Here is a 12,286-nt window from a genome sequence, read left to right on the forward strand (position 1 = left end):
TGGGGCGGGTGTGACGGGCGGGGCGGGACTGGCTCCGGAACCGGCCGCGGGCACCTGCGGAGGGTCACGACGGTGCGGCCGGGTGCCGAGGACGCCCGCCCGCCGTGGGGCCGGACCGCACGCCCCATCGGGACGTGTGGTCGTCGTCAGGACCGCAGCGTGCGGCTGGGCAGCTCGCCGAACCGGTCGTGGTACTGCTGCGCGAAGCGGCTCTGGTGGCAGAAGCCCCACCGCACCGCCACGTCGGTGACCCGCACCCGGGCCGGGTCGCCGCGCAGCAGCTCCGCGTGGGCGTGGTCGAGCCGGACCCGCCGCAGGTAGGACATCGGTGTCTCGCCGAGCACCTGCTGGAAGGCCGCGTGCAGCGCCCGGACGCTCATGCAGCCGACCCGGGCCAGCTGCAGCGGCGTCAGCGGCTCGTCGGCGTGGGCCTCCAGGTAGGCCACGACCGGGGCGAGCCGGGGATCGGTGGCGCACTCCCGGCGCGGCTGCGCGCGGTCGAGGGTGTCGGTGAGCACGGCTGGACCTCCGCCGGTCGCCGGGGTGGTCGGACGCCTACCGACCTGTGGCGCACGCCACGATGGCGCACGGTACTTCCGCGGCGGCCCGGGCGGAACCTCAAACGGCTCGGTGCCGTCCGGATCCCCGCCGCCGACGGCACCGCCGGCGAGCGGCCGCCGGCCGGCCGCGGTCGACCGTCGGTCGCCGGTGCCGCCTCGACCGGTCGACTGAGAGGCTGCGGGACATGGCTGACGCGCAGCGGTACGAGTCCGGACTGGTCGTCGAGGAGCGCGGGCACGTCCGCGTGCTCACCCTGGACCGGCCCGAGCGCCGCAACGCCCTGTCCAGCGCGCTGCAGGGCGACCTGGTCGAGCAGCTGCTGCGCTGCGGGGAGGACGGCGACGTCCGCGCGGTCGTCCTCGCCGCCGCCGGGCCGGCCTTCTGCGCCGGGTTCGACCTCGACGAGATCCGCGAGCAGGACCGCCGCGGCGAGCGCTTCCGCCCGCCCATGGACCGGCCGACCCGCGCGCTGTTCGAGGTGGTCACCGAGGTGCCGGTGCCCGTGGTCGCTGCGATCGCCGGGGCCGCCGTGGCCGGCGGCTTCGAGCTCGCGCTGGCCTGCGACCTGCGGGTGGCCGCGCCCGGCGTCCGCATGGGGCTGCCCGAGGCGAAGATCGGCATGGGCGCCAACTTCGGCTCCGTCGTCCTGCCCAAGCGCATCCCCATGGGCATCGCCCTGGAGCTGCTCTACACCGGCGACTACGTGACCAGCGAGGTCGCCGAGCGCTGGGGGCTGGTGAACCGGCTGGTGCCGGCGGGCGACGTGCTGCCCACCGCGCTCGGGCTGGCCGAGGCGATCGCCGCCAACGCCCCGCTGTCGGTGCGCCGGATGAAGGCGACCGCGGTCAAGGGGCTGGAGCTGCCGCTGTGGCAGGCGCTGCGGCTCGACGTCGGCCCCAACCCGTACCTCTCCGAGGACCGCAGGGAGGGCATCGCCGCCCAGCGCGAGAAGCGCGCCCCCCGGTGGAGCGGGCGCTGACCCGCTCGGCCTCCACGCGCCCGGAGCCGGACCCGCCCCTCCCCGGGAGCTCGCCCCCCTGTCCCGCACCGTGGGCAGCGGGCGAGCTCCCGCGAGGAGTGGGACGGCTGGGGCGGGAGGCGCCGCCGGGGCGGTCCGTGCCCCGATCGGTGCACGCGGCCCGCGCGTGCGCCGCGGCGCGGCCGGTGCGGGGTGGGGAGTCTCTGCGGGACCCCTGACGGCCCACCCCCGGGAGCGACCATGACCTCCACCGACCCGGGCACCGGCCCCGTCGGCCCCCAGCCCGACCCGGGCGCGCCCGTCCCGGCTCCGCAGGCCGCCGTCCCGGGTCCCTGGACGCCGCCGCAGCAGCCCGGCCCGTGGGCACCGCCGCAGCAGCCGGGCGCCGGGGGCCCACAGCCGTCGGGTGGCTGGGCCCCGCAGCCCGGTGCCTGGGCCCCGTCGCAGGGCGCCGCGCCCGCGCCCGGCGGCGTGCGGCGGTGGCTGCGAGTCGGCGTGCCGGTCGCCGTGGCCGGTGTCGTCGGCCTGGGCACCCTGGGCGGCTGGCTGGGCCGGGGCGATCCCGCCGTGGGCGACTGCGTGCAGATGGTGGGGGCGACGAGCTTCGACGTCGTCGACTGCGACTCGGCCGAGTCCGAGTACCGCATCGTCGGCATCGAGGACGAGGAGATGGACCACCCCTCCTTCATGGCCGACCCCGACACCTGCCTGGCCTTCCCCTCGACGGAGGTCGCCCTGTGGATCGGCGGGCTGGAGACCGAGCCCGGCACCGTCTTCTGCGCCGAGCCGACCGGGGCCGGGCTGTAGTCCGCCCCGCGACCTCCACCCCTGCTCCCCCCCGGAAGCAGGGGTGGAGGTCGGCTCGACTCCTGCCCGCACGGGGCGCGTGAGCCGAGCGCCGGGTGCCCCGGCCACCAGGGTTCCGGGTCAGGCGGTGCCGAAGCGCTGCTCCAGCTCCTGCACCTCCGGGAGGCCGATGAGGTCGGTGAACTCCCCGAACGACGGCAGCCCCTCGAGCGAGGGGACGCCGTCGCGGCGGAGCGTCGCCAGCAGCGAGCGCATCGCCGCCGTCGCGGCCAGCAGCGTGCCGATCGGGTAGATGACCAGCGAGAAGCCCAGCTCGGTCATCCGCTCCAGCGACAGCGGGGGGGTGCGGCCGCCCTCGGCCCAGTTGAACACCAGCGGGGCCAGCCCCGCCAGCTCCGTGGCCACGCGCTCGATGTCGGCCTCCGACGTCGGCGCCTCCACGAACAGCACGTCCGCGCCGGCCTCGGCGTACGTCCGGGCGCGGCTGATCGCGTCGTCCAGGCCGTGCACCGCCACCGCGTCGGTGCGCGCGATGAGCACCAGGTCGGGGTCGCGCCGGGCGGCAGCGGCGGCGTGCATCTTGCCGGCCATCTCGTCGACGCCGATCAGCGCCTTGCCGCTCATGTGCCCGCACTTCTTGGGCATGACCTGGTCCTCGAGCTGGACGCCGGCCACGCCGGCCTGCTCGTAGAGCTGCACGGTGCGGACGACGTTGAGCGCGTTGCCGTACCCGGTGTCGGCGTCGGCGATGACCGGGACGTCGACCGCCGCGGCGATCCGGCGGGCGTTGTCGACCATCTCGGCGCCGCTGAGCAGCCCGACGTCCGGGCGGCCGATGAGCGAGGCCGTCGTCCCGAAGCCGGTCATGTAGACGGCGTCGAAGCCGGCCTGCTCCACCAGCCGGGCCGACAGCGCGTCGTAGGCGCCCGGCGCCAGGAGCGGCGCGGGAGCCGCGAGCAGTTCGCGCAGCCGGGCCCGCGGTGCGCGGCCGCCTCCCAGTAGGTCTCCCACGTCGGCCTCCTCGTTCGTGTCCAGCCCCGCGGGACGGTCAGTGCAGGACGTTGACGCCGTCGCTCATGGAGACGAAGACCCGCCGGAACCGCAGCCCCTCGAGGTAGAAGAAGTTGCAGTTCGGAAGCGTGACCTCGGTGCCCTCCACGTCGGTCAGCTCGACGGTGAACTGCGAGGCGATCCGGCTGTTCGCCGGGTCCGCCACGTGCGTGAAGTGGATGTGCCGCATGCGCGGCCGGTAGGTCGCGAACAGGTCCTCGTACATCTGGCGCAGCTCGCTGTCGCGACCGGTGTGCGTCGAGTGGGCCGACTGGATCGTGAGGACGGCGTCCTCGGTGAAACAGTCGAGCACGCCCTCGAGGTCGTTGTCGTCGACGCAGGAGAAGTAGCGCTCGACCAGGTTCACCAGGTAGCCGTAGGTCGCGACCTGGTCGGCTGGCCGCGTGAGCGTTGCAGAGACCATGACCTGTCCTCGTTCCTCGGAGGTCGGCCGGGCGATCCGGCCGGCGTGCCGGTGCAGGACGCCGATGCGGTCGGTTGCATACAATACCGATCGCCGTGTCTCGGCGGCGTGCAGTCTGCACCCGGCGTGACGAGCCTCGCAACCGCGGGGACCGACCCGAGGTCGCCCGGACGCCCCCCTTGTGCCCCACCTCGGGCAGCCCTACGTTGCATGCAATCGTGCGGGAGGTGTGACCTGTGACACGAGGCCTGACGTCGGCGGAACGGGCGCTCGCGACCCTGCGCGACCTGATCATGGGCGGCGAGCTGGCCCCTGGCGCCCGCCTCGGTGAGGTCGAGCTCGCCGAGCGGCTGGGGGTCAGCCGGACGCCGGTGCGCGAGGCCCTGTCCCGGCTGGCCGCCGAGGGCCTGGTCGAGATCGCGCCCAACCGCGGCGCGCGGGTCGCCACCTGGACCGTGGCCGAGCTCGAGGGAGTCTTCGACCTGCGGTCGGTCCTCGAGCCGCAGCTGACCGCGCACGCCGTCCCGAACGCCACGGCGGCCGACGTCGACGAGCTGGACGACCTCGCGCGGCGCATGCACGAGGTCGGCACCCCCGGCCCGAGGCAGGAGCTGGACGCGCTGGTCCCGCTCAACCGTGCCTTCCACGACCGGCTCGTTGCGCTCGCCGCGCACCCCACGCTGGCCACCGCGCTGGCCGCGGCGATCCACCCGCCGATCGTGCGCCGCAACTTCCTGACCTACGACGAGGCGTCGCTGCGCCGCAGCCTGGCCCACCACGGCGAGATCGTCGCCGCCCTCCGCGCGGGTGACCCCGAGTGGGCCCGCGCCGTCATGACCTCGCACATCGCCAACGCCCGCGCCGTGATGGTGCGGGCCGCGCGGGTGCAGACGGCAGACCAGGTCGCCCCACGAGAGGAGTCCGCATGAGTTACCGGCTCGGTGTCGACGTCGGCGGCACCTTCACCGACGTGCTGCTGGTCGACGAGGACAGCGGTGCCACCTGGCGGGCGAAGACCGCCTCGACGCCGGCCGACCAGGCCGTCGGGGTGCTCACCGGGATCGGCCGGGTCTGCGCCGACGCCGGCATCGACATGAGCGAGGTCGCGCAGGTGCTGCACGGCACCACCGTCGCGACCAACGCGATCCTCGAGGGCAAGGGCGCGACCGTCGGGCTGGTGACGACGAAGGGCTTCCGGCAGGTGCTGCAGATCGCCCGCTCGTTCGTCCCCGGCGGGCTGGCCGGCTGGATCATCTGGCCCAAGCCCGAGCCGCTGGCCGACCTGGAGGACACCGTCGAGGTCGACGAGCGGATCGCCAGCGACGGCTCGGTGGTCCGCCCGCTCGACGAGGACGACGTCCGGCGGCAGCTGGCGCGGCTGGCCGGCCGGGGCGTGCAGGCGCTCGCCGTCTCGCTGATCAACTCCTTCGCCGACCCCGCGCACGAGCGGCGGATCGCCGAGCTCGCCGCCGAGCTGCTGCCCGGCACCCCGGTGTCGCTCTCCTCCGACGTGCTGCCCGAGCTGCGGGAGTACGAGCGGACGCTCACCACGGTCGCCAACGGCTACGTCCAGCCGCAGGTGGCGCGCTACGTGCAGCACCTCTCCGACGGGCTCGCGGACGGCGGGGTGACCGGCGAGCTGTCGATCCTGCGCAGCGACGGCGGGCTGCAGTCGGCCGGCGCCGCGGTCGCCGCGCCGGTCACCATGCTGCTGTCCGGCCCGGCCGGCGGGGTCACCGGCGCCGTCTGGGTCGCCGAGCAGTGCGGCCACCGCGACCTGATCACCTTCGACATGGGCGGTACCTCGACCGACGTCGCGCTGGTCCGCGACCTCGACCCGCGGATCGGCCGGGAGACCAAGGTGGGCGACCTGTCGGTGCGCGCCTCGAGCGTCGACGTCCGGACCGTCGGTGCCGGCGGCGGCTCGATCGCGCACGTGCCGGAGCTGACGCGGGCGCTGCGCGTCGGCCCGCAGTCGGCCGGCGCCGACCCGGGGCCGGCCGCGTACGGCAAGGGTGGGGTGGAGCCGACCGTCACCGACGCCAACGTCGTCCTCGGCTACCTGCCCTCGTCGCTGGCCGGCGGCGAGATCACCCTGGACGTCGAGGCCTCGCGGGCCGCCGTCAGCAAGGTCGCCGAGGCGATGGGGCTGGACTCGCCGGAGGCCGCCGCGGCCGGGATCGTCGACATCGTCAACGAGAACATGCTCGGCGGGCTGCGGCTGGTCTCGGTGCAGCAGGGCTTCGACCCGCGCGACTTCGCGCTGGTCGCCTTCGGCGGTGCCGGCCCGCTGCACGCCAACGCCCTCGGGAAGCTGACCGGCGCCTGGCCGGTGATCATCCCGCCGGGGCCCGGCCTGCTCTGCGCGCTCGGGGACGCGACCACCAGCCGGCGCGACGAGTCGGCCCGGACCGTGCTGCGCCGGTTCGGCCAGCTGACCGGCGCCGAGCTGGAGCAGATCCTGCGCGAGCTGGCCGACGAGGCCGGCGAGCGGCTGGCCGCCCAGGGGCTGCCCCGGGAGCAGCAGACGGTCGGCTACCAGGTCGACGTCCGGTACCACGGGCAGGGCTTCGAGATCCCGGTCGCCGTGGACCCGTCGTGGCTCGACGACAGCGGTGGGGGTGGTGCGGGCGGCGAGGGACGTGCGGCGCTCGCCCGGCTCGGCGAGGCGTTCGACGCCGAGCACGACCGGCTGTTCTCGTTCCTCCTCTCGGTCGACCACGAACTGGTCAACGCCCGCGCCACCGTCACCGGCCCGCGGCCCGACGTCGCCCCCGTCTCCCTCGAGCCGGGGGACGGCGACCCGGCGGCGGCCGTGGTCACCGAGCACCTGATCCACGTCGGTGGTGCGCGGGTGACCGCCGGGGTCTACGACCGGGCGCGGCTGCGGGCCGGAGACGTGGTGCGCGGACCCGCGATCGTCACCGAGATGGACTCCACCACCCTCGTCCTGCCCGGGCACGCGGCCGCCGTGCACGCCTCGGGCTCGCTGCTCATCACCCCGGAGGCGTGACCCATGGCCCGGATCATCCAGACCGCGACCGGCGGCGTGGAGCGGGTCGACGTCGACCCGGTGACCCTCGACCTGATCGAGAACGGGCTGCGCAACGCCCGCTACGAGATGGACGAGGTGCTGTTCCGGACGGCGCTGTCGCCGGGCATCCGCGAGCAGCACGACGAGTTCCCGCTGATCGGCGACCCCAGCGGCAAGATGGTCGTCGGCCAGTTCGGCCTCTCCATCCCCGACTTCCTCGAGGCCTTCGACGACACCGTCGAGGAGGGCGACGTCCTGCTCACCAGTGACCCGTACGCCTGCGGGGCGGCGATCAGCCACGCCAACGACTGGCTGCTGGTCGTGCCGGTCTTCCACGAGGGCCGGGTCGTGGGCTGGGCGTCGATGTTCGGGCACATGTCCGACGTGGGCGGCAAGACCCCGTCGTCCATGCCCACCGACGCCCGGACCATCTACGAGGAGGGCGTGGTCATCCCGCCGTTCAAGCTCTACCGGAGGGGCGAGCTGAACGAGGACGCGCTGCGGATCATCCTCAACCAGGTCCGCATGCCCGACTGGAACCGCGCCGACCTCAACGGTCTGGTCGCGGCCTGCCGCACCGCCGGGCGCCGGGTGGCGGAGATGTGCCAGCGGTTCGGGACGGCGACCTACCTCTCGGCACTCGACGCACTGCTGCAGCGCAACCACGACGCCATGAAGGTGCTGCTGCAGATGGTGTTCGAGGAGGGCCGGACGCTCTCCTTCACCGACTACATCTGCGACGACGGCGTCGGCAACGGCCCCTACGAGCTCAAGCTGTCGCTGACCCGCACCGGCGAGAAGGTGCACCTGGACTTCACCGGCTCCTCGCCGCAGGCGGCCGGGCCGATCAACTACTACATCAACGAGAACCTGACCCGGATGTTCTTCGGGATCTACATGATCACCGTGGCCGACCCGCAGATCCTGTGGAACGACGGGTTCTACCCGCTGGTCGACGTCACCATCCCGGACGGCTCGTACTGGAAGCCGAAGCACCCGGCGGCGCTCAACGGGCGCAACCACGGCATCGGGCGGGTGTTCGACCTCTTCGGCGGGCTGCTCGGGCAGACCAACCCGGCGCTGCTCAACGCCGCCGGTTTCTCCTCCTCGCCGCACTTCATGTACTCCGGCCACTACTCCGCAGGCTCGCGGGAGGGGGAGTGGTTCCAGCTGTACTCGATCGGCTTCGGCGGCATCCCCGGCCGGCCGCTCGGCGACGGCCCCGACGGGCACTCGCTGTGGCCGAGCTTCGTCAACATCCCCTGCGAGTACCTCGAGTCCTACTACCCGCTGCGGATCGAGACGTGGGAGACCGTCCCCGACACCGGCGGCCCGGGCCTGCACCGCGGCGGCAACGGGGTCGACGTCGCCTACCTGTTCGAGGAGCCCGGCGAGATCGCGATCCACGACGACCGCTGGCTCACCTACCCGTGGGGTGTCAACGGCGGGCACCCCGGCGCCCGCGGCCGCAAGTGGATCGACCGCGCCGACGGCACCCGCGAGGTGCTGCCGAGCAAGTGCCACGGGGTGCCGGTGTCTCGGGGCGACCTCCTGCACTTCGTCACCTGGGGCGGCGGCGGCTGGGGCGACCCGCTGGAGCGCGACCCGGAGCTGGTGGCGCAGGAGGTGCGGCGGGGGCTGGTCACGACCGCCGGTGCCCAGCGGTACGGCGTCTGCATGACCGAGGACGGCGAGGTGGACGCCGAGGCCACCGCGACGCTGCGCGACCAGGTGCGCGCCGACCGGCCCGGCGAGCTGCCGGTGTTCGACATGGGCCCGCCGGTCGAGGAGCTGCTGGCCCGCTGCGAGGAGGAGACCGGCCTGCCGGCCCCGAAGCGGCCGGCGTGGACGTCGGCGTGAGGTCCGTGGTCCACCCGGTCCCCCCGACGATCATGGCGTCATGACCGCACCGGGGACCCGAACCGTGGTCACGGCGCCATGATCGTCGGAACCGGGCCGCACGGGTCGGCGTTCTCCGGCCGGGTCGGCTGGGGGGCGCGCCCGGCGCTGCTCGTCATCGACCTGTGCCGGGCCTACACCGAGCCGGGCGGACCCTTCGCGCTGCCCGACCCGGGCCCCGCGGTCGCGGCGACGGCCGAGCTGGTCGCGGCGGCGCGAGCGCGCGGGCACCCGGTGGTGTGGACGGCGGTCCGCTACGCCGCCGGCCTGGAGGACGGCGGGTTGTTCGTGCACAAGGTGCCCGCGCTGGCCTGCTTCGTCGAGGACGCCCCGGGCGACTGGGGGGCGCTGGCCCTCCAGCCGGGCCCGGGCGAGCCGGTCGTCGTCAAGCAGTACGCCTCGGCGTTCTTCGGCACCTCGCTGGCCTCCACCCTGCATGCGGCGGGTGTCGACACGGTGGTGGTCGCGGGCGTCTCGACGTCGGGCTGCGTGCGGGCCACCGCCATGGACGCGCTCAACTGCGGCTTCCGCCCGCAGGTGGTGCGTCAGGCCTGCGCCGACCGGACCCCGGCGCTGCACGACAACAACCTCGCCGACCTCGACGCGAAGTACGCCGACGTCGTCGACCTGCCCGAGGCCCTCGCCCACCTGTAGACCGCGGCGCCGCCCGCTGCCACCCCTCGCGCCGGGCGGCACCGCTTCCACGAGCCGGGCCCCGAGCCGACCGGGGCCCGGCGGCCGGTACACCTCGTCGCACACTCGACCCCTGCTTCCTCCCGGGAGCAGGGGCCGAGGTCGGCGGGGGAACACCCCGGTGCGGAGGAGGACGCGGATGCCGAGGACCAGCGCGGGGCTGCTGCTCTACCGGCGGCACCCGGAGCGCGGGGTGGAGGTGCTCGTCGGGCACATGGGTGGTCCGTTCTGGGCGCGCAGGGACGCCGGCGCCTGGTCGATCCCCAAGGGCGAGCACGGCCCCGACGAGGAGCCCCGGGACGTCGCGCTGCGCGAGTTCGCCGAGGAGATGGGGTCCCCGGCGCCGGCGGCCGACCTCGTGCCGCTGGGCGAGGTCCGGCAGTCCGGCGGCAAGCGGCTCACCGCCTGGGCCGCGGAGGGCGACCTCGACGCGTCGGCCACGGTCAGCAACACCTTCTCCCTCGAGTGGCCGCCGCGCTCGGGCCGCGTGCAGGAGTTCCCCGAGATCGACCGCGCCGCCTGGCTGACCGTCGAGGAGGCCCGCAGCAGGCTGGTCGCCGGCCAGGTGCCGCTGCTCGACCGGCTGCTCGACCTGCTGGCCTGACCGTTCGGCAACGGTCTCGCGTCGACTCGTCCCACCCGCCCCACACCGCTCCGGGCCGGTCCGCGGCCTGGCAGGGTCCTGGCCGGGTGGAGTCACCGGGCTCCCCGACACCGAGGAGGACCCCGATGACGGCATGCGCGACGTGCGGTGCGGCCCGCCTGCAGGGCCGGTTCTGCGTCGGCTGCGGCGCGGCGCTCCCGCCGTCCCCGTCGCCGCGCCCGCGGTCGCCGCTGGCCGACGAGCTGACCCAGCCGGTGCTCCGCCTGGACCGTCCGTCGAAGCCCGCCGTGCCGGCGGTCCGAGCCGACCGGGTGGCACGACACGTCGACACGTCGACGTGTCGTGATGCGGTTCACAGCAAGCACTACGCTTGCAGGAGTTAGCAGACGGGTCGTCGTGGGCAAGACTGCAGACGTCAGGTCATCCCCGATGTCTGGAGTTCCCCAAGTCATGACCGACAACGCCAAGATCATCAACCAGCTCCGTGCCCTCGTCCTGCTGACCCAGACCGAGGAGCAGGTCGCCCGCACCCGCGTCTCGCAGGCCCGCACCGAGGCCGTGCGTCGTGAGCTGACCCAGAACGCCGACAACGCCGCCGAGCGGACCCGGGCCATCACCGACCAGCTGCGCGCCCTGGGCGGCGTGCCGGACGTCGTGACCCCCGCCGTGGGCCGGCTCTCCGCCGTCCTCAAGGCCGGCTTCGAGCAGGCCGAGCCGCTCGAGGAGGCCCTGCTGCAGGACCTCTCCCTCGAGCACCAGCTGCTCGACCGCGCCACCTACCTCAAGGTGCTCACGGAGCAGGCCGAGCTGCCGAAGGTCCGCCAGCTCGCCGAGCGGCTGGTCACGGCGCACAAGGCCACCGTCGAGTGGCTCACCGTCGTCCTCGCCGAGGAGGCCATGGGCGGCCCGGCCGCGCTGCAGGCCACCGCGCTGCAGCGGGTCGCCGGCACCGCCGCCCGCGCCGCCAACGCCCCGGTCCGCTTCTGGGCCAACCGGGTCAACGAGGTCGTCGAGTCGGTGCACCAGCGCCGCGAGCAGGCCGGCGAGCGGCTGAACGAGGCGACCGACAAGGCCTCCTCCTTCACCGACGCCGTCCGCGAGACGCTGACCGTCGGCCGCAGCGCCGCGCTGCGCCGGGCCGAGCGGATCGCCCGCCGCGAGGGCAACCGGGACGCCGCCGAGGCCGCCCGCGCCGCCCGCGAGGAGCTCGGCGACGTCAGCGCCGACGAGCTGCCGATCAAGGGCTACGACTCGCTGTCGACGCAGGACGCCGTCAAGGCGGTCAAGCAGCTCAAGACCGCGCACGACGTCCGGGTGATCATCCGCTACGAGGAGACCCACAAGGCCCGGACCAGCGTCGTCAACGCCGCGCAGACCCAGGTCGCCGCGCTGGCGAAGGAGGCCGTGGGCGTCTCCGAGTGACGTCGCACCACCTCCTCGCGAGGGCCCGTTCCCATCCGGGAGCGGGCCCTCGCGGCCGTCCGGGGAGGGGCGGCACGTGCTCGCCCGGGCGCGGTCGGTCGGGGCTCGCCCGATGGGGAGATCCCGGTCGCACCGCGTTTGACCTGCGGCGCACCCCGGGGATGGGATGCCGCATGAGCATCACACCGGACGCCCTCGAGCAGGAGTTCTCCCTGATGACGGCCGTCACCCGCCTGGACTTCCTGGCCCGGCGGGACAGCGGGGAGACCACCCTCAACACCGTGGAGGACGTCGACGCCGACGACTGGTCCTCGTTCAAGGCCGCCACCACCTCGCTCGACGTCCCCGAGTCCCTGGAGCTGCTGGCCCTCGGTGAGGTCGTCGCCCGCAAGGCCCGCGACAGCCAGCTGACCGGCTTCCGCGCCGCGCTGCGCGGCGGCGCCTCCTGGGAGCAGATCGCCACGTCGCTCGACGTCCGGCCCGAGGAGGCCTGGACCCGGTACCACCAGCTCATCGAGCGCCAGGAGCGCTCGCGGGTGCTCGACCCCGACGCGGCCGCGGCCGCCCGCGAGCTCGCCGGCACGCGTCCGCGCTGAAGAGGACCCCGTCCTCCTCGTGGAGGACCCTCCCGCCCCCCCGCCATGGGAGGACCTCGTCCTCCCCACCCCTCGCGCGCTCGGGGCGGTGCCCTGGACGGGGCCGCGGCGGGACCCTGCGCGGGGGCCGCGGGGCGCGCGGCGAGCCGCTGGACGGGGCCGGCCCCGACGGGGCGGGCAGCGGCACCCTGCAGGCGGGCCGTCCCGGCAGGCACTC

At 74.7% G+C, this 12,286-nt stretch carries 12 protein-coding genes; 9 read left to right on the plus strand and 3 right to left on the minus strand.

Features of this window, described 5'->3' with window-relative positions; genetic code table 11:
• Positions 1 to 146: 146 nt before the first annotated feature.
• Positions 147 to 518, minus strand: a complete 372-nt coding sequence (locus BLW63_RS27265) for a helix-turn-helix transcriptional regulator (RefSeq protein WP_211516986.1) — start codon at positions 516 to 518, stop codon at positions 147 to 149.
• A gap of 227 nt (positions 519 to 745) precedes the next feature.
• On the opposite strand from BLW63_RS27265, the gene BLW63_RS03970 reads away from it, so the two are divergent.
• A complete protein-coding gene (locus BLW63_RS03970) occupies positions 746 to 1,540 on the plus strand; it encodes an enoyl-CoA hydratase/isomerase family protein (protein ID WP_091151711.1) in 795 nt (264 codons plus the stop codon).
• A gap of 240 nt (positions 1,541 to 1,780) precedes the next feature.
• Complete coding sequence (locus BLW63_RS03975) at positions 1,781 to 2,347, plus strand: LppU/SCO3897 family protein (protein WP_091151713.1); 567 nt, start codon at positions 1,781 to 1,783, stop codon at positions 2,345 to 2,347.
• Between the two features lie 120 nt (positions 2,348 to 2,467).
• On the opposite strand, the gene BLW63_RS03980 is transcribed toward BLW63_RS03975, so the two are convergent.
• Both BLW63_RS03980 and BLW63_RS03985 read right to left on the minus strand, forming a co-directional pair.
• On the minus strand, positions 2,468 to 3,358 hold the full coding sequence (locus BLW63_RS03980; RefSeq protein ID WP_170856635.1) for an isocitrate lyase/PEP mutase family protein: 891 nt from the start codon (positions 3,356 to 3,358) through the stop codon (positions 2,468 to 2,470).
• Between the two features lie 37 nt (positions 3,359 to 3,395).
• On the minus strand, positions 3,396 to 3,821 hold the full coding sequence (locus tag BLW63_RS03985; protein WP_091151717.1) for a nuclear transport factor 2 family protein: 426 nt from the start codon (positions 3,819 to 3,821) through the stop codon (positions 3,396 to 3,398).
• 236 nt (positions 3,822 to 4,057) lie between these two features.
• On the opposite strand from BLW63_RS03985, the gene BLW63_RS03990 reads away from it, so the two are divergent.
• The 7 genes from BLW63_RS03990 to BLW63_RS04020 all read left to right on the plus strand — a co-directional run bounded on the left by BLW63_RS03990 (position 4,058) and on the right by BLW63_RS04020 (position 12,069).
• Positions 4,058 to 4,750, plus strand: coding sequence for a GntR family transcriptional regulator (locus BLW63_RS03990; RefSeq protein WP_091151719.1), 693 nt, complete (start codon positions 4,058 to 4,060; stop codon positions 4,748 to 4,750).
• On the plus strand, positions 4,747 to 6,834 hold the full coding sequence (locus BLW63_RS03995) for a hydantoinase/oxoprolinase family protein (protein ID WP_091151721.1): 2,088 nt from the start codon (positions 4,747 to 4,749) through the stop codon (positions 6,832 to 6,834). The genes BLW63_RS03990 and BLW63_RS03995 overlap by 4 nt, the downstream gene beginning before the upstream one ends.
• 3 nt (positions 6,835 to 6,837) lie before the next feature.
• Positions 6,838 to 8,715 (plus strand): hydantoinase B/oxoprolinase family protein, encoded by a 1,878-nt coding sequence (locus tag BLW63_RS04000; RefSeq protein ID WP_091151723.1) that lies wholly within the window; start codon positions 6,838 to 6,840, stop codon positions 8,713 to 8,715.
• A gap of 78 nt (positions 8,716 to 8,793) precedes the next feature.
• Positions 8,794 to 9,408 carry an isochorismatase family protein gene (locus tag BLW63_RS04005; protein WP_091151725.1) on the plus strand — a complete coding sequence of 205 codons (615 nt, stop codon included), beginning with the start codon at positions 8,794 to 8,796 and terminating at the stop codon, positions 9,406 to 9,408.
• A 178-nt stretch (positions 9,409 to 9,586) separates the two neighbouring features.
• A complete protein-coding gene (locus tag BLW63_RS04010; protein ID WP_091151727.1) occupies positions 9,587 to 10,051 on the plus strand; it encodes an NUDIX hydrolase in 465 nt (154 codons plus the stop codon).
• Positions 10,052 to 10,501: 450 nt separating this feature from the next.
• Positions 10,502 to 11,473 (plus strand): hypothetical protein, encoded by a 972-nt coding sequence (locus tag BLW63_RS04015; RefSeq protein ID WP_091151729.1) that lies wholly within the window; start codon positions 10,502 to 10,504, stop codon positions 11,471 to 11,473.
• 173 nt (positions 11,474 to 11,646) lie between these two features.
• Entirely contained in the window at positions 11,647 to 12,069 is a 423-nt protein-coding gene (locus BLW63_RS04020) for a hypothetical protein (protein ID WP_091151732.1), read from the plus strand.
• Positions 12,070 to 12,286 lie beyond the last annotated feature (217 nt).

The organism is Geodermatophilus africanus (assembly GCF_900107105.1).
GTDB classification, from domain to species: domain Bacteria; phylum Actinomycetota; class Actinomycetes; order Mycobacteriales; family Geodermatophilaceae; genus Geodermatophilus; species Geodermatophilus africanus.